The organism is Herbaspirillum sp. RTI4 (assembly GCF_034313965.1).
In the GTDB taxonomy this organism is placed as follows: Bacteria; Pseudomonadota; Gammaproteobacteria; order Burkholderiales; family Burkholderiaceae_D; genus Herbaspirillum.
On the sequence record NZ_JAVIWQ010000002.1, the window covers coordinates 3,299,346 to 3,314,963 of the forward strand.

A 15,618-nucleotide genomic window follows, 5' to 3' on the forward strand; every position below is an offset into this window, starting at 1 on the left:
GGCATGGCAATGACAACAGCGTCCTCAGCGGCAGCGGCAGCTTCAGCAGTAGCTTCAATGGCAGCTTCAGTGGCTACCGCCGCTCCGGTATTCGGCAAAGTCTATCTGGTAGGGGCCGGCCCCGGCGCAGCGGATCTGATTACGCTGCGCGGCGCACGCATTCTGGCGCTGGCCGATGTGGTGTTGCACGATGCCCTGTCCGGCGCCGACATGTTGGCGCTCTGCCCGCAGGCGCGTCTGATTCCGGTGGGCAAACGCAGTGGTCAGCGTTCGACCGCGCAAGTCGATATCAATGAGCGTCTGGTTGAATGCGCCCGTCAGTATCAGCATGTCGTGCGACTCAAAGGCGGTGACCCTATGCTGTTCGGTCGCGCCGATGAAGAATTGCGGATGCTGGAAAGCCACGGTATTGCCTATGAAATCGTGCCCGGCATTACTGCCGCGCTGGCCGCCGCAGCGGCCGCTCATCAGCCTTTGACCAAGCGCGGCGTGGCACGCAGCGTGTCGCTATTCACTTCCAGTACCGGCGCCGATGAGCCGCACGATGTCAGCATGCCGAATGGCGATACGCTGGTTCAGTACATGGGTGGCCGGGAGGCCGCAGCTACCGCGCTTCGTTTGCTGGAGGCGGGACATGCTGCCGATACGCCGGTCGTAGTGGTCGAAAACTGCAGCCGCAGCGATCAGCGCATCCTGCGCTTGCCGCTGGCCGCCCTGGAGCAGGGCCTGACGTCTTGTCTGGGGCCGGTGCTGGTCATGATAGGCGAGGCGCTGAGGCGGCGGGAGAATGGCTTGGCGGGGGATGGGGAGGAGGCACATCCAGCGTCTATGACGGCACAGGCACGCTGAGCAACACCACAGCACTTGCCGGGATTTCCTCCGCGCTATCCGGCTTGCTCAGTACCAACCCCACTCTTGCATCGGTCGCTGTGAGCGATTCGATCAATCAAGGCATTGTCAGCAACTTGTAAACGGCGGCGAATCGCACCGCCCCAATGATCGTTGATCGTTGATCGTTGATCGTTGATCGTTGATCGCTGATCGTTGATCGTTGATCGTTGATCGTTGATCGTTGATCGCTGATCGTTGATCGTTGATCGTTGATCGTTGATCGTTGATCGCTGATCGTTGATCGTTGATCGATCAGGCGGCGATAAAAAAACCAGAACTGCTTGCGCGGTTCCGGTTTTTTTATGCAGAGGGAAATGGCATTGCGCATTTCCCTCGGTTACTGCATTTGCTGCATTTGCCTCATTTACTCGACTACTACTCGACTATTACTCAACTTCCACCTTTTCCAGCGGCTCGGCCGGTGGACGTGTCAGATCGACGATGGCGGGGAATTCCAGTACGACCTGATCCTTGTCATCCAGATCCACATTCACCCGTCCGCCACTGACCAGTTTGCCGAACAGCAGCTCGTCGGCCAGCGCCTTGCGGATCATGTCTTGTATCAGACGTGCCATCGGCCGTGCGCCCATGAGTGGATCGAAGCCCTTCTTGCCGAGGAATTGACGGAGCTTGTCGCTGAAGACGGCTTCCACTTTTTTCTCGTGCAATTGCTCTTCCAGCTCCATCAGGAACTTGTCCACCACGCGCAGGATGATTTCTTCGTCCAGTGCGCGGAAGCTGATGATCGAATCCAGACGGTTGCGGAACTCGGGAGTGAACATCCGCTTGATGTCGATCATTTCGTCGCCGGCTTCTTTCTTTTCAGTAAAGCCGATGGTGCGTTTTTGCAGGCTTTCCGCGCCGGCATTGGTCGTCATGATGATGATCACATTGCGGAAATCCGCTTTGCGGCCGTTGTTGTCGGTCAGCGTGCCGTGGTCCATGACCTGCAACAGGATGTTGAAGATGTCCGGATGGGCTTTTTCGATTTCATCGAGCAGCAGTACGGAATGCGGCTTCTTGGTAATCGCCTCCGTCAGCAATCCGCCCTGTTCGAAACCGACATAGCCCGGCGGTGCGCCTATCAGACGGCTCACTGCATGACGTTCCATGTACTCGGACATGTCGAAACGGATTACTTCGATGCCGAGAATGAAGGCAAGCTGCTTCGCCACTTCGGTCTTGCCGACGCCGGTCGGGCCGGAGAACAGGAAGGAGCCGATAGGTTTGTCGGTCTTGCCCAAACCTGCGCGCGCCATTTTGATGGCCGATGCCAGCGCTTCAATGGCCGGCTCTTGTCCGAACACGACATTTTTGAGGTCGCGTTCAATGGTTTGCAGCTTGGAGCGATCATCCTGATTGACCGATTGCGTCGGGATGCGCGCAATACGGGCGATGATCTCTTCGATTTCGTTCTTGCCGATGGTCTTCTTCTGCTTCGATTTTGGCAGGATACGTTGTGCTGCACCCGCTTCGTCGATCACGTCGATGGCCTTGTCGGGCAGATGACGATCATTAATGAAACGCGCTGCCAGCTCGGCGGCAGAGGTCAGTGCAGAGGCAGAATACTTGACGCCATGATGCTCTTCGAAGCGCGACTTGAGTCCGCGCAAAATCTGCACGGTTTGTTCGACGGTCGGTTCGATAACATCGATCTTCTGGAAGCGCCTTGCCAGTGCCTGGTCTTTTTCAAACACGCCGCGGTATTCAGCGTACGTGGTCGCACCGATGCACTTGAGCTGACCGCTGGACAGTGCCGGCTTGAGCAGGTTGGAGGCATCCAAGGTGCCGCCGGAGGCAGAACCGGCACCGATGATGGTATGGATTTCATCAATGAACAGGATGCCGTTCGGGCTGTCCTTCAATTGCTTGAGCACTGCTTTCAGACGTTGCTCGAAGTCGCCGCGGTATTTGGTGCCGGCCAGCAGCGCGCCCATATCGAGCGAGTAGACGATGCCGTTGCGCAGGATTTCAGGCACATCGTTTTGCGTGATGCGCCAGGCCAGCCCCTCGGCGATGGCGGTCTTGCCAACACCTGCTTCGCCTACCAGCAAGGGGTTGTTTTTCCGACGGCGGCACAAGGTCTGAATGACGCGCTCGACTTCGAAATCGCGTCCGATCAAGGGGTCGATCTTGCCTTCGAGAGCGGCCTTGTTCAGGTTTTGCGTGAACTGATCGAGAGGACTTTCTTTTTGCTGGCCTTCTGCTTGCACGTCTTCCACTCCTTCCGGGGCTTTTTGCGGATCGGCCTGCTGGTCCTTGCGTACGCCATGGGAAATGAAATTGACGACATCCAGACGTGTGACGCCCTGCTGATGCAGGTAGTACACGGCGTGAGAATCTTTTTCGCCAAAGATCGCTACCAGCACGTTGGCACCGGTGACTTCTTTTTTACCGTTCGAGGCCGACTGTACGTGCATGATCGCACGCTGGATCACGCGCTGGAAACCCAGCGTCGGCTGTGTATCGACTTCGCTGGTGCCGGGCACCATGGGCGTGTTGTCGTTGATGAAATTGGTCAGCGTCTTCCGCAGATCATCAATGTTGACCGCGCAGGCGCGCATTACTTCGGCTGCAGACGGATTGTCCAGCAGCGCCAGCAACAGGTGCTCCACGGTGATGAATTCATGACGCGATTGTCGGGCTTCGACAAAGGCCATGTGCAAACTGACTTCTAATTCCTGCGCAATCATACTTCCTCCATCACACACTGCAGGGGATGTCCTGCTTTTCGAGCGTGGCTCAACACGAGTTCAACTTTTGTGGAGGCGACATCTTTCGAATACACCCCGCACATCCCTTTTCCATCTCGGTGAACTTTGAGCATAATCTGCATCGCCGTTTCACGATCCTTGCTGAAATACTCCTGGATGATCGCCACGACGAATTCCATGGGCGTGTAATCATCATTGAGTAAGAATACCTGGTACATCGATGGCGGCTTGAGCTTTTGCTCCTGCCGGGTCAGAACCGTACCATCATCGTAATCGCGCTTAGTGGCCATGCGTTTAATCTACAACTTTCAGATGCGTAGGCATTGCACAAATATTGTGAGGTAAACCCATTACTGGATATTACGCGTTTTCAGAATAATTCGCAGATGGCGTTGATTCACGCCAAAACAAGGCTTTGCTGGATTTGAATAAAATTTAGCTATGGAAATAAAATAAAATAGCCTCAAAAAATACGCCTTGACTTTCCTTTTTTTTGCGAGAAGAATGGAATTCGTTGATTGGCGTCACCGCTTTTCAATAAGAAGGGGCCGGAGTTTCAGGGGGGCTGCGATGCGTTTTATTTGCTTGCATGCTCATACGATTGGTTTTTATTGAAAGATGCATTTATGTCTACAGGTACAGTCAAGTGGTTCAACGATTCTAAAGGCTTCGGCTTTATCACTCCCGATGATGGCGGTGAAGATTTGTTTGCACACTTCTCAGCAATCCAGATGAACGGCTTCAAAACATTGAAAGAAGGTCAAAAGGTCCAGTTTGAAGTGACGCAAGGCCCCAAAGGCAAGCAAGCTTCCAACATCCAAGCTCCGTAACCCCTTCTGCGTTCAACCCTCCTGGTAAACAATCCGGCAATCGGGTATTTTCACCCCGACATCACTTCTGAAGTGGCAAGGTAACATTTCCAGGTTTAACTTGACGGCCCGCAAGCATCTGCCTACGGGCCGTTTTGTTTTACCAAGCGCTCGCGTTTCCCCGTATCCCCCATCCCTAGCGTCATCAATTCTGACTTGGTAATTCTGGCTTAGTAAACGAACAAGCCCCGGCATAGGCCGAGGCTTGTTCGCAACAAAGCAGAAGGATCAGCGTTAACCGATACCCTCCTATTTTGCCTGCATCATTTACATATTTTCTACCATCACATCACCGAAGCCGGAGCATGACACTTGCGTAGCGCCTTCCATCAATCGGGCAAAATCGTAGGTGACTTTTTTCGATGAAATCGATTTTTGCATGGACCCGATGATTAAATCTGCCGCCTCTGTCCAACCCATGTGGCGCAACATCATTTCAGCGGACAAGATCAAGGAACCCGGATTCACATAGTCCTTACCTGCGTATTTCGGTGCTGTCCCGTGAGTGGCCTCGAACATCGCGATCGAATCCGACAAATTAGCCCCCGGTGCAATACCGATACCGCCGACTTGCGCGGCGAGCGCATCGGAAATGTAATCACCGTTCAGATTCAGCGTAGCAATCACGCTGTACTCAGCGGGACGCAGCAGGATCTGTTGCAAGAACGCATCGGCAATAGAATCCTTGACGATGATGTCTTTACCTGTCTTAGGATTCTTGAATTTGGCCCATGGCCCACCATCGATCAGCTCTGCACCGAATTCTTTTTCCGCCAGTGCATAGGACCAGTCGCGGAATCCACCTTCGGTGAATTTCATGATGTTGCCCTTGTGTACGATGGTCACGGACGGCTTGTCATTGTCGATGGCATACTGAATCGCCTTGCGGACCAGACGTTCGGTGCCTTCGCGCGAAACAGGCTTGATGCCGATACCAGAGGATTCTGGGAAACGGATTTTAGTGACGCCCATTTCCTTGATCAGGAAATTGATCAGTTTTTTGGCGTCGTCGCTACCCTCTTGCCATTCGATACCGGCATAGATGTCTTCCGAGTTTTCACGGAAAATCACCATGTCCGTCTTTTCCGGCGCACGCACCGGCGAAGGCACGCCAGTAAAATACCGCACAGGGCGCAGGCACACGTACAAATCAAGCTGCTGGCGCATCGCCACGTTCAGCGAGCGGATACCGCCACCGACCGGCGTTGTGAGCGGGCCCTTGATCGACACCACATAATCTTTCACTGCAGCCAGCGTTTCTTCTGGCAGCCATACGTCGGGACCATAGACCTTGGTCGATTTCTCACCCGCAAATACTTCCATCCAGCTGATTTTGCGTTTGCCGGCATAAGCCTTGGCAACCGCCGCATCCACCACCTTCATCATCACCGGAGTGATATCGACGCCAGTACCATCACCTTCGATGAAGGGAATGATGGGATTGACCGGAACATTCAGTGAAAAATCGCTATTGACGGTAATTTGCTTACCTTCTGCTGGTACTTTGATATGTTGATACATAGTAGTCTCCGAATTGTGCGGAAAAAAGGAAAGACGATCGTGCTGCGTTTAGCCTGCGTCAAACCGCGGCAGTAAGCTCTCGCACTTAGTCTTTCAGACAAGTCTTATATAAGACATAAGACAATTGCGTTCCATTATGCACTACTATTTTGCAGCACGCTATGTTTGTGCGATAACGTCAGTACTTGCATAAACGAAGTCAATTGGCGCAACATACGACACCTTAATGAAACCGGCAAGACACCATCGCAGCGCCCGACTCTGAAAACACCTCTGTCCATGCCCCTGATTTTATTTAACAAACCATTCCAGACCATGTGTCAGTTCTCCCCCCAGGAAGGGCGGGAAACACTGGCAGACTATCTGGACATTCCCGACATCTACCCTGCGGGACGCCTGGACGCCGATAGCGAAGGACTGCTACTGCTGACCGATGACGGCAAGCTCCAGCACAGAATCAGCCACCCCCGTCGCAAGCAGCCCAAAACCTATCTGGTACAGGTCGAAGGGATTCCCGATGAGCAGCAGTTGCAGCGCTTGCGGCAGCCGCTGCAACTCAACGATTTCCTGACTCAGCCCTGTCAGGCGAAGCAAGTGCAAACACCGGATTGGCTTTGGCCAAGAGAGCCGCCGGTACGGATACGACTTGAAATTCCCACCAGTTGGCTGGCACTGACGATCAGCGAAGGAAAAAACCGACAGGTCAGACGAATGACAGCGGCGGTCGGCTTGCCGACACTACGCCTGATCAGAACCGCAATCGGTCCTTTTTCACTGCAAACTCATCCCTTATGGCCCGGACAATGGCAAACAGTTGATCCCGGCGCGATGGACGGCTCGGTATAATCATTCACTTATTTTTCTTTTCACCGGATACCCAACAATGCGCCAACTGCCTGCCGTTCTGATTGCTTTTGCCTCCTGCATTTTCTTAGCAGCTTCGCCAGTGGCACTATCGCAAACGCTGGCAAAATTTCCGGTAGCTTCGCTCAATGCAGGCATTCACCTGATCAAGGCGGAAGTCGCGGCAAACGAAGCGCAAAGAGAACAAGGTCTGATGTTCCGCAAACAACTCGGCCCGAATGAAGGAATGGTTTTTTTGTTTGGCGAGCCGGCCGGGATTTGCATGTGGATGAAAAATACGCTGATTCCCTTGTCGGTGGCCTTTCTCGACAGCAGCGGCAAGATCATCAACATCGAAGACATGGAGGCGCAGACCACGAATTCGCACTGTGCGACCAAGCCGGCCTTTTATGCGCTGGAAATGAGTCTGGGATGGTTCCGGCAAAAAAATATCAAACCCGGCATGATGATAGAAGGAATCCCCCACCGATAAGACTGAAGCCGACACGGCGGGTAAAAGGGCAAGTGAGATGCCCTCTTGCCACTACGCTTTAACCAAATTGTGCGCCGCTAGGGCCTTGTTGACGTCTGATATGGGAGCGGGAGCGGGCCATTGCGATGACCGGGGAAGCCGCGCTGGCCCAGGGCTTAGTCAAGAATTAAACAAACAACTAAGCAACAACTAAGCAGCAATTCAGCAGCAATTCAGCAATCCACAGCACCAACAAATAAAACCCGCCTGACTGAGTCAGGCGGGTTTTATTTGATTTGCAACTGTCCCGCAAAATTAACTTAATTTAATTTTGCTTAACTGATTCCACAAGCTATGCCCTAAAGCCACACCTGTAAATTAGTATCGGCACCGGAAAGATTCTCTCCGGAAAACAAGGCGCTTACTATCGCTTAATATTATCTACTGCTTAATATTATATTAAGCAGCCAATGCCTTCAGCGCAGCAGACAGACGGCTCTTATGGCGCGCTGCTTTATTCTTGTGAATGATTTTCTTGTCAGCGATGCAGTCGATAGTAGAAATCGACGATTGGAACACAGCAGTCGCTTTCTCTTTATCGCCGGCTTCGATCGCCTTACGAACAGCCTTGATGGCGGTACGCAGAGTCGAGCGTTGGCTCGAGTTATGCAAGTTTTGTTTGACTGCTTGACGAGCACGCTTGCGCGCTTGTGCTGTATTTGCCATGAATATATATCCTAGATCGGTCAAAGCCTCATCGTGTACGGCATATAAACCTGCCTAGCGATGCGGAATTCTGTAAAGCCTAAGATTATAGCCGCTTTTCTACAAACTAGCAATCCGCACGCAGCATTACTCGAAGTTACCCTAAAAACACTGGCGCCTGTTGATAATTCGCTTACGGCTGCGAAGGGCTACACCCCCAGCAAGTACCTTGGCAAACGTTCAAGGAAGGGGCCAGCTCAGGCGAGCATAGCAGTTATAATCCACCCCCATGAATCTGCACAAAACGCTTGCCACCATCTCTGGCATGACGATGTTGTCCCGCATTACAGGACTCGTTCGAGAGATATTGTTCGCCCGTGCATTCGGCGCATCGGCTTTTACCGATGCCTTTAATGTCGCATTCCGCATCCCCAACCTGTTGCGTCGCCTGTTCGCGGAAGGTGCCTTTTCCCAGGCCTTCGTCCCCATCCTCGCTGAATACAAAAACCAGAAGGGTACGGAAGCGACCAAGGAACTGATCGACCATGTCGCCACTGTCCTCACCTGGACCATGCTGCTGACCTGCGTAATCGGCATCCTGTGCACTCCCCTGCTTGTGTTTTTCATAGCCACTGGCCTGAAATACAACCCGCAGGCATTCGATGCCTCGGTGCTGATGACGCGCATCATGTTCCCTTACATCGGATTCATGTCCTTCGTCGCCCTGTCGGGCGGCATTCTGAACACCTGGAGCGAATTCAAAGTACCCGCATTCACCTCGGTGCTATTAAATGTGGCCTTTATCATCGCCTCCCTGTTCGTCGCTCCCTACATGGCGCAACCGATCTATGCCATGGCCGGCGCTGTATTTGTCGGCGGCATATTGCAAGTCGCCTTCCAGATCCCGGCGCTGCTCAAAATCGGCATGTTGCCGCATCTTTACCTCAATCCTGCATTCGGATTACGCGACCCCGGCGTCAAGCGCGTACTGAAAAAAATGGGCCCGGCGGTGTTCGCCGTCTCTGCCGCGCAAATCAGCCTGATGATTAATACCAATATCGCCTCGCGCCTGCCGCATGGCAGCGTGTCCTGGCTCTCGTATGCCGACCGTCTGATGGAATTCCCGACAGCCCTACTCGGCGTGGCGCTGGGCACCATCTTGCTCCCCAGCCTGGCCAGCGCCCACACTCGTGGCGACCATAAAGAGTATTCCGCCTTGCTCGACTGGGGTCTGCGTCTCACGTTTCTGCTGGCCTTGCCCTGCGCCGTCTGTCTGGCGACGATGTCGCAAGCGTTGACGGCCACCCTGTTCCACTACGGAAAATTCGATGCACTGGCAGTAGCCATGACCAGCCGCGCGCTGGTCGCTTACGGCGTCGGACTTATTGGACTGATTCTGGTCAAGATACTGGCGCCGGGCTTTTACGCCAAGCAAGATATCCGCACTCCGGTGCGCATCGCGATAGGCGTGCTGATTGCTACACAGTTGATGAATTATCTGTTTGTACCCTGGATTGCCCATGCCGGACTGGCCTTATCGATAGGTATCGGTGCCAGCCTGAATGCCGCGTTTCTGTTCACCGGTTTGCGCAAACGCAATATTTATGTCCCCTTGCCCGGATGGGGCTGGTTTTTCCTCAAACAAGCGACCGCTCTGCTCTTGCTGGCAGGCGTCAGTTTCTACGCAGCACGCCAGGTCGATTGGATAGGTTTGCACAGCCAGCCGCTCGTGCGCGTAGGAGCCCTGTTTGTCGTCATTCTGTTGTCAGGGGGCGTCTATTTTTCAGCACTGTTCCTGATGGGATTCCGGCTCAGCCAATTCAAACGTAGCGCAAGGTAATGTGTAATAAGCAATATGTCTTCCGGCATGAGGCCGCCAATTGCATCCGTCGTTTCGTTTAACAAAATAGTTTGGTAGGATGGCTGACATATGCCGCTAAAATCCCTCGAATATTTTGAATCACTGGTTAAACAAGACGACTCCATTCCCTTGTTTGAAACCGCGCTGGCGATCGCACAGGATGTTTATCCTCAGCTCGATCTGGAAGCGTGCGAACTCGAAATCGATACCCTGGCGCTCAAATTGCAACAACGGCTACCGGCAGATGCCTCGCATATCCAGAAATTGCGCACGCTGAACCATTTCTTCTTCAAGGAAATGGCCTTCGCCGGCAACGTCAATAATTACTACGATCCCGACAACAGCTATCTGCACCGCGTACTGGCAACCCGGCGCGGCATCCCGATTTCGCTGGCCATCGTCTATATGGAACTGGGGTTGCAAATCGGCCTGAGCATGAAAGGGGTGTCCTTCCCCGGCCATTTCCTGATGAAACTGACGGTGCAATCGGGCGATATCGTGCTTGACCCTATGGACGGAGCCAGTCTGTCGCGCGAGGAGCTGGAAGAACGCCTGGAACCCTACCTGGAGCAACAGGATTACGGCGACGAATTACCGCTAGGCGCTTACCTGAGAGCCGCCCATCCGCGTGAAATTCTGGCGCGCATGCTGCGCAATCTGAAGGCGATTTTTCTCGATGCACAACGCTGGCAGCGTGTGCTGGACGTACAGGAAAGACTGGTGATTTTATTGCCGGATGAAATTACTGAACGGCGCGACCGCGGACTGGCCTATGCCAATCTGGCCTACCCACAGGAAGCGCTGGACGACCTGGAGGCCTATCTGAATCTGCGTCCCGACGCCGAGGATGCCCCCGAGCTGGAACGACGGCTACCGCGCCTGCGGGCAGACAGCGGCCGATAAAAAACAAGGCTGGCTTCCTATGCAGATAAGCCAGCCTTCTTCCCGCTCTTTGGAATTACCCGAGTATTACCCGCGCGCCTCGATCTGCTCCCACTTCTCAAGACTGATCAGTAATTGCGCATCGATTTCGGCAAAACGTGCATTGAGACGCACGGCTTCGTCGGGTTGACGCTGATAGACGCTGCCATCGGCCAGTTTCTCAGTGATCGCTTTTTGCTCCGCTTCGAGCTGCGCAATCAATACCGGCAACTCATCCAGTTCGCGCTGTTCCTTGTAGCTGAGTTTTTTCTGCTTGGCAGCAGGTGCTACGGCCGCTGTAACTGACTTCACATCAGAAACAGTGTCTGCCTTGGCCCGGGCCGTTGCTGCCACCGGACGCACACGCTCCCAGTCGCTATAACCGCCGACGTATTCGCGCCACAAACCATCACCTTCGGCGGCGATCACTTGCGTGACTACATTGTCGAGGAAAGTCCGGTCATGGCTGACCAGGAACACGGTGCCGGTATATTCTTCCAGCAATTCTTCCAACAATTCCAGCGTATCGATATCCAGATCGTTGGTCGGCTCATCCAGCACCAGCACATTGGCCGGCTTGGCAAACAAACGCGCCAGCAACAGCCGGTTGCGTTCGCCACCGGACAGCGACTTGACCGGCGATCTGGCGCGCTCAGGCGCAAACAGGAAGTCTGCCAGATACGTCATCACATGCTTGCGCTGGCCGTTGACTTCCACCCAGTCGCTACCCGGCGCAATGGTATCGGCCAGACTGGCTTCATCATCGAGCTGACCGCGCATCTGATCGAAATACGCCACCTGCAACTTGGTGCCCTGCTTCACAGTACCGCTATCCGGCTGAATTTCACCCAGAATCAGCTTGAGCAGCGTAGTTTTACCTGCGCCGTTATGACCGATCAGACCGACCTTATCGCCGCGCAGAATCGTGCCTGTAAAGTCGTTGACGATACGTCTGTCGCCATACGATTTATTCACATTGGTCAGTTCCGCGACGATCTTGCCGGAGCGTTCGCCGGAAGAGACTTCCAGCTTGACCTGACCTTGACGGTCACGACGCGCAACGCGTTCGCCGCGCAAAGATTCGAGACGCCGCACACGACCTTCGTCGCGGGTACGACGCGCCTGCACGCCCTTGCGGATCCAGATTTCTTCCTGCGCCAGAAATTTATCGAACTTGGCATTTTCCACTTCTTCATTGGCGAGCAAGTCGGCCTTGCGCGTCTGATAGGTGGTGAAATTACCGGGAAACGACAGCAACTTGCCGCGATCGAGTTCGATAATCCGGGTCGCCACATTGTCCAGAAAACTCCGGTCATGGGTGATGAACAGCACGCTGCCCTTGTAGTCGCGCAGCAGACCTTCGAGCCAGAGGATGGAGCTGAAATCCAGATGGTTGGTCGGCTCATCGAGCAGCAGCACATCGGGTGCGCCCACCAGTCCGCGCGCCAGCGCCACGCGCTTTTGCATACCGCCTGACAAAGCGCCCATCAGCGAACTGCGATCCAGGTTGAGGCGATCCAGAGTCGTTTCGACCTTGTTGCCCAGATTCCAGGCATCCGCCGCATCCAGCTTGACCTGAATGACGTGCATGCGCTCCATGATGGCATCGTCGTCGCCGTTGCCGAATTGTCCGGTCAGCGCATCGTATTCCGCCAGCAGACCGGGCATTTCACCCAATCCCAGCGCTACCGCATCGAACACGGTCATTTCAGGCTCAAAGTGCGGTTCCTGATCGACATACGCGATCTTGATGCCTTGCTGCATCACCAGCAAGCCATCGTCCAGACGCGATGCGCCGGCGATCGTCTTGAGCAAGGAAGATTTGCCCGTACCGTTACGGCCGATCAGGCCGACCCGTTCGCCGGCTTCCAGCGAAAATTCTGCACGATCGAGCAATGCGACGTGACCGAACGCCAGTTGGGCGTTGGAGAGAGAGATGACTGCCATAAATGAGTAGGTAATGCCGGGCGATGCCGCTCGGCGTAATAAGGAAATCAGGAAACCGGATTGCACCACCTGGCGCAGAACGGAAGAAAACGATCGCATGTCGCAGCATGGAGCTGCGAGCAACAGGTCATCAAGGCAAACAGGGAATACATTGCACTGGCTGGCCCGCACAATCGCGGTAAAAGTGGTTGGTGCCCCCGACACGGATCGAACGTGTGACCTATCCCTTCGTACCACTATGGCTTTCGCCACCGAAGCGTTTGTGGTCTGGACTATACCTTGACCATGAACCGCAGTTATCAAGAAACCTGCGGCCTGTAGGCCGGAGCCGTCTAGTCTCTACACCTTCCCGCCGACATCGTGGCGGGCTTGGCTCGGTATTGCCATCAGCATCCGGTAAGAGATTCTGGAAGGGTTCACCGACTTTGACTCCATTCACGCGGCGCCTTTCGAGGCCGGTGCCCAAATTTAGGAGGGGATCGCTCTATCCACTGAGCTACGGGGGCTCCAAGGGCGCTATTGTAACGGCTGGGGCCTGAGATGGAAAGCAAGATACAGACGCCGCACTGCCTCGCCCGGGCTCCTTTGCCGTTTCTTTTCAGGTTGTTGCGTCTTTGGCCTGCGGTCATGTCCGAAAAACAACGACTTGCGCCCTATAATGGGTCTCTGCTGAAATTCCCTCCCGTTCGCACTCCGGGTTCTCTCCCGAATCCAGCTCCCCCTCATTCCGTTTGCGACTGCGAATTCATTATGCTTTTTATCACCAGGCAATCGAAAGCCAGTACGGCAGTGCTACGCGCCGCCACTGCCACGCTACGGAAACCCCTGCGTCTGCTCATACTGCTGAGCGCCATCCTTGCCAGTGCCGCGCAGCCCGTCCGCGCCGACGACGCCTTACCCGACACCATGCAGCAGCGCATGGCCGCCTGTACCGCGTGCCATGGCAAACAAGGCAGTGCCGGCACCGATGGCTACTATCCGCGTATCGCCGGCAAGCCGGCCGGCTATCTGTACAACCAGTTACGCAATTTCCGCGATGGACGCCGGCAATACCCTTTGATGACCTACATGCTGGACCATATGTCGGATGCGTATTTGCATGAAATCGCGCAATACTTTTCCGAGCAGCATCCGCCCTACCCGCCGCCACAACCGATCACCGACTCCCCCGCTCTGCTGGAGCGCGGACGGACACTGGTGTTCAACGGCGACCCTGCCAAAAAAGTCCCCGCCTGTATCGCCTGCCACGGCCAGACATTGACCGGCGTCGCGCCCTTTATCCCGGGCCTGCTCGGCTTGCCGCGTGATTACGTGAATGCCCAATTCGGCGCATGGCGTAACGGCATCCGTCGGGCCAGCGCGCCCGATTGCATGGCGTTCATTACCGGTCGCCTGTCACTGGAAGACATCGGTGCCGTGAGCGCCTGGCTCGCCGCCCAGCCGGTCGCCGCCAATCCCTTGCCCCTACCCTCGGTGGCATCGCTACCCTCGCCCCCACCCGTGACTTGCGGCAGTCTGGCCCAGGAAAATAAATGAAACGCCTCTTAATCACTCTCCTTGCTCTGATCGTCCTGATACCCGCCGCCATCATAGTCTGGCAATTAAAGGATGCCGATGATGACACCTCGACCACGACCGTTCCGGCAGCAACAAGCTCTCCGGCAGATGCCGCCCGCCTGCTAGAAACCGGGCGCTATCTGGCCCGGGCCGGCGATTGCATGGCTTGCCACACCGCACGCAGCGGCAAAGAGTACGCTGGCGGACGCGCCGTCCCGACCCCATTCGGTACGATCTACACGCCCAACATCACCTCCGATGAGCAGACCGGCATCGGCAAGTGGAACGCCGGAGACTTCTGGCGCGCCCTGCATCACGGCAAATCCAAAGATGGCAGCTTCCTGTACCCGGCCTTTCCTTTTACCGAATACACCAAAATCAGCCGCGGCGATTCCGATGCACTATTCGCTTATATGAAAACCGTGGCCCCTGTGGCACAGGCCAACCGCGAAAATGCCTTGCGCTTTCCTTATAACCAGCGGATTTTGCTGGCGTTCTGGCGCGCGCTGTATTTCCGGCCCGGCGTGTTTCAGCCAGATACCAAGCAATCGATGGACTGGAACCGCGGGGCCTATCTGGTGCAGGGTCTGGGACATTGCGCAGCCTGCCACACGACGCGCAACGCACTCGGTGCCACGTCCAGTTACGCCCCACTGGCGGGTGGACTGATCCCGGTGCTGAACTGGTACGCTCCATCACTCACCTCCGACGCCGAAGCCGGCCTCGGCAATTGGGAGCTGCAATCGATTCATGATTTATTGCGCACCGGCGTTTCGACACGCAGCACAGTGTTCGGCCCGATGGCGGAAGTAGTCGGTGCCAGTCTGCAATATTTGAGCGACAGTGACATCAAGGCGATGGCGCTTTACCTCAAATCCCTGCCGCAGAATGAACGCGCACCGGTCATCGAAACGCCGCAACCCTCAGAGCGTGAAGCGGAACGGATAATGGCTTCCGGCGCAATCCTCTACAAAAACAATTGTGCTGAATGCCATAAAGCCTCAGGAGCAGGTATCCCACTGGCCTATCCGCCGCTGTCGGGCAACCGGGCTATCACCATGGGCTCTGCGATCAATCCCATCCGCATCGTCCTCAATGGCGGCTTCCCGCCCACCACGACCGGCAATCCCCGTCCGTACGGCATGCCGCCGTTCAGTCAGTTACTGAGCGATCAGGAAATTGCCGATGTGGTGTCGTATATTCGGAATAGCTGGGAAAACAAGGCGGGTTACGTCAGCCCGGCGGAAGTGAACCGTTCAAGGGCGGTACCGCTGGACGATTGATCGGGTGGGCGAGGAGTTCTCCTGCCCGAGAGCC

Annotated in this window: 14 protein-coding genes; 8 read left to right on the forward strand and 6 right to left on the reverse strand. The window is 55.2% G+C overall.

All coding sequences use genetic code 11. The features are described from left to right. The first annotated feature begins 57 nt into the window (after positions 1 to 57). Positions 58 to 849 (forward strand): uroporphyrinogen-III C-methyltransferase, encoded by a 792-nt coding sequence (gene cobA, locus RGU70_RS14710; RefSeq protein ID WP_322210143.1) that lies wholly within the window; start codon positions 58 to 60, stop codon positions 847 to 849. A 97-nt stretch (positions 850 to 946) separates the two neighbouring features. Here the strand turns inward: cobA and RGU70_RS14715 are convergent, their stop codons facing one another. The 3 genes from RGU70_RS14715 to clpS are packed head-to-tail and all read right to left on the reverse strand — an operon-like array spanning position 947 to position 3,895. Beyond that, positions 947 to 1,219 (reverse strand): hypothetical protein, encoded by a 273-nt coding sequence (locus RGU70_RS14715; RefSeq protein ID WP_322210144.1) that lies wholly within the window; start codon positions 1,217 to 1,219, stop codon positions 947 to 949. Positions 1,220 to 1,277: 58 nt separating this feature from the next. Next, entirely contained in the window at positions 1,278 to 3,584 is a 2,307-nt protein-coding gene (clpA, locus tag RGU70_RS14720; protein WP_322210145.1) for an ATP-dependent Clp protease ATP-binding subunit ClpA, read from the reverse strand. Next, on the reverse strand, positions 3,581 to 3,895 hold the full coding sequence (gene clpS, locus RGU70_RS14725; RefSeq protein ID WP_322210146.1) for an ATP-dependent Clp protease adapter ClpS: 315 nt from the start codon (positions 3,893 to 3,895) through the stop codon (positions 3,581 to 3,583). The genes clpA and clpS overlap by 4 nt, the downstream gene beginning before the upstream one ends. 336 nt (positions 3,896 to 4,231) lie before the next feature. Between clpS and RGU70_RS14730 the strand changes: the two genes are divergently transcribed. Then, a complete protein-coding gene (locus tag RGU70_RS14730) occupies positions 4,232 to 4,435 on the forward strand; it encodes a cold-shock protein (RefSeq protein ID WP_322210815.1) in 204 nt (67 codons plus the stop codon). A 306-nt stretch (positions 4,436 to 4,741) separates the two neighbouring features. On the opposite strand, the gene icd is transcribed toward RGU70_RS14730, so the two are convergent. Next, positions 4,742 to 5,995, reverse strand: a complete 1,254-nt coding sequence (icd, locus tag RGU70_RS14735) for an NADP-dependent isocitrate dehydrogenase (protein ID WP_322210147.1) — start codon at positions 5,993 to 5,995, stop codon at positions 4,742 to 4,744. 279 nt (positions 5,996 to 6,274) lie between these two features. On the opposite strand from icd, the gene RGU70_RS14740 reads away from it, so the two are divergent. Together RGU70_RS14740 and RGU70_RS14745 are read left to right on the forward strand one after the other, a co-directional pair. After that, entirely contained in the window at positions 6,275 to 6,841 is a 567-nt protein-coding gene (locus tag RGU70_RS14740; RefSeq protein ID WP_322210148.1) for a pseudouridine synthase, read from the forward strand. A gap of 37 nt (positions 6,842 to 6,878) precedes the next feature. Next, positions 6,879 to 7,331: a DUF192 domain-containing protein gene (locus RGU70_RS14745; protein WP_322210149.1), complete on the forward strand. Its 453-nt coding sequence runs from the start codon at positions 6,879 to 6,881 to the stop codon at positions 7,329 to 7,331. 438 nt (positions 7,332 to 7,769) lie between these two features. On the opposite strand, the gene rpsT is transcribed toward RGU70_RS14745, so the two are convergent. Next, positions 7,770 to 8,036: a 30S ribosomal protein S20 gene (rpsT, locus tag RGU70_RS14750; protein ID WP_322210150.1), complete on the reverse strand. Its 267-nt coding sequence runs from the start codon at positions 8,034 to 8,036 to the stop codon at positions 7,770 to 7,772. A 268-nt stretch (positions 8,037 to 8,304) separates the two neighbouring features. Between rpsT and murJ the strand changes: the two genes are divergently transcribed. Together murJ and RGU70_RS14760 are read left to right on the forward strand one after the other, a co-directional pair. Beyond that, positions 8,305 to 9,855 (forward strand): murein biosynthesis integral membrane protein MurJ, encoded by a 1,551-nt coding sequence (gene murJ, locus RGU70_RS14755; protein WP_322210151.1) that lies wholly within the window; start codon positions 8,305 to 8,307, stop codon positions 9,853 to 9,855. A 90-nt stretch (positions 9,856 to 9,945) separates the two neighbouring features. Continuing rightward, a complete protein-coding gene (locus tag RGU70_RS14760) occupies positions 9,946 to 10,779 on the forward strand; it encodes a SirB1 family protein (protein WP_322210152.1) in 834 nt (277 codons plus the stop codon). A 66-nt stretch (positions 10,780 to 10,845) separates the two neighbouring features. On the opposite strand, the gene RGU70_RS14765 is transcribed toward RGU70_RS14760, so the two are convergent. Continuing rightward, positions 10,846 to 12,744 (reverse strand): ATP-binding cassette domain-containing protein, encoded by a 1,899-nt coding sequence (locus tag RGU70_RS14765; protein ID WP_322210816.1) that lies wholly within the window; start codon positions 12,742 to 12,744, stop codon positions 10,846 to 10,848. Positions 12,745 to 13,494: 750 nt separating this feature from the next. On the opposite strand from RGU70_RS14765, the gene RGU70_RS14770 reads away from it, so the two are divergent. Continuing rightward, the gene (locus RGU70_RS14770; RefSeq protein ID WP_416186528.1) at positions 13,495 to 14,280 is read left to right on the forward strand and encodes a c-type cytochrome; all 786 of its coding nucleotides are present in this window, start codon (positions 13,495 to 13,497) and stop codon (positions 14,278 to 14,280) included. Next, entirely contained in the window at positions 14,277 to 15,584 is a 1,308-nt protein-coding gene (locus RGU70_RS14775) for a cytochrome c (RefSeq protein ID WP_322210153.1), read from the forward strand. Before RGU70_RS14770 ends, RGU70_RS14775 begins: the two co-directional genes overlap by 4 nt. Positions 15,585 to 15,618: the final 34 nt, after the last annotated feature.

Coding starts and splice junctions, on each gene's coding strand:
- cobA (WP_322210143.1), top strand. CDS start 58: ATGGCAGCTTCAGTGGCTACCGCCGCTCCGGTATTCGGCAAAGTCTAT.
- RGU70_RS14715 (WP_322210144.1), bottom strand. CDS start 1,219: ATGCGCAATGCCATTTCCCTCTGCATAAAAAAACCGGAACCGCGCAAG.
- clpA (WP_322210145.1), bottom strand. CDS start 3,584: ATGATTGCGCAGGAATTAGAAGTCAGTTTGCACATGGCCTTTGTCGAA.
- clpS (WP_322210146.1), bottom strand. CDS start 3,895: ATGGCCACTAAGCGCGATTACGATGATGGTACGGTTCTGACCCGGCAG.
- RGU70_RS14730 (WP_322210815.1), top strand. CDS start 4,232: ATGTCTACAGGTACAGTCAAGTGGTTCAACGATTCTAAAGGCTTCGGC.
- icd (WP_322210147.1), bottom strand. CDS start 5,995: ATGTATCAACATATCAAAGTACCAGCAGAAGGTAAGCAAATTACCGTC.
- RGU70_RS14740 (WP_322210148.1), top strand. CDS start 6,275: ATGCCCCTGATTTTATTTAACAAACCATTCCAGACCATGTGTCAGTTC.
- RGU70_RS14745 (WP_322210149.1), top strand. CDS start 6,879: ATGCGCCAACTGCCTGCCGTTCTGATTGCTTTTGCCTCCTGCATTTTC.
- rpsT (WP_322210150.1), bottom strand. CDS start 8,036: ATGGCAAATACAGCACAAGCGCGCAAGCGTGCTCGTCAAGCAGTCAAA.
- murJ (WP_322210151.1), top strand. CDS start 8,305: ATGAATCTGCACAAAACGCTTGCCACCATCTCTGGCATGACGATGTTG.
- RGU70_RS14760 (WP_322210152.1), top strand. CDS start 9,946: ATGCCGCTAAAATCCCTCGAATATTTTGAATCACTGGTTAAACAAGAC.
- RGU70_RS14765 (WP_322210816.1), bottom strand. CDS start 12,744: ATGGCAGTCATCTCTCTCTCCAACGCCCAACTGGCGTTCGGTCACGTC.
- RGU70_RS14770 (WP_416186528.1), top strand. CDS start 13,495: ATGCTTTTTATCACCAGGCAATCGAAAGCCAGTACGGCAGTGCTACGC.
- RGU70_RS14775 (WP_322210153.1), top strand. CDS start 14,277: ATGAAACGCCTCTTAATCACTCTCCTTGCTCTGATCGTCCTGATACCC.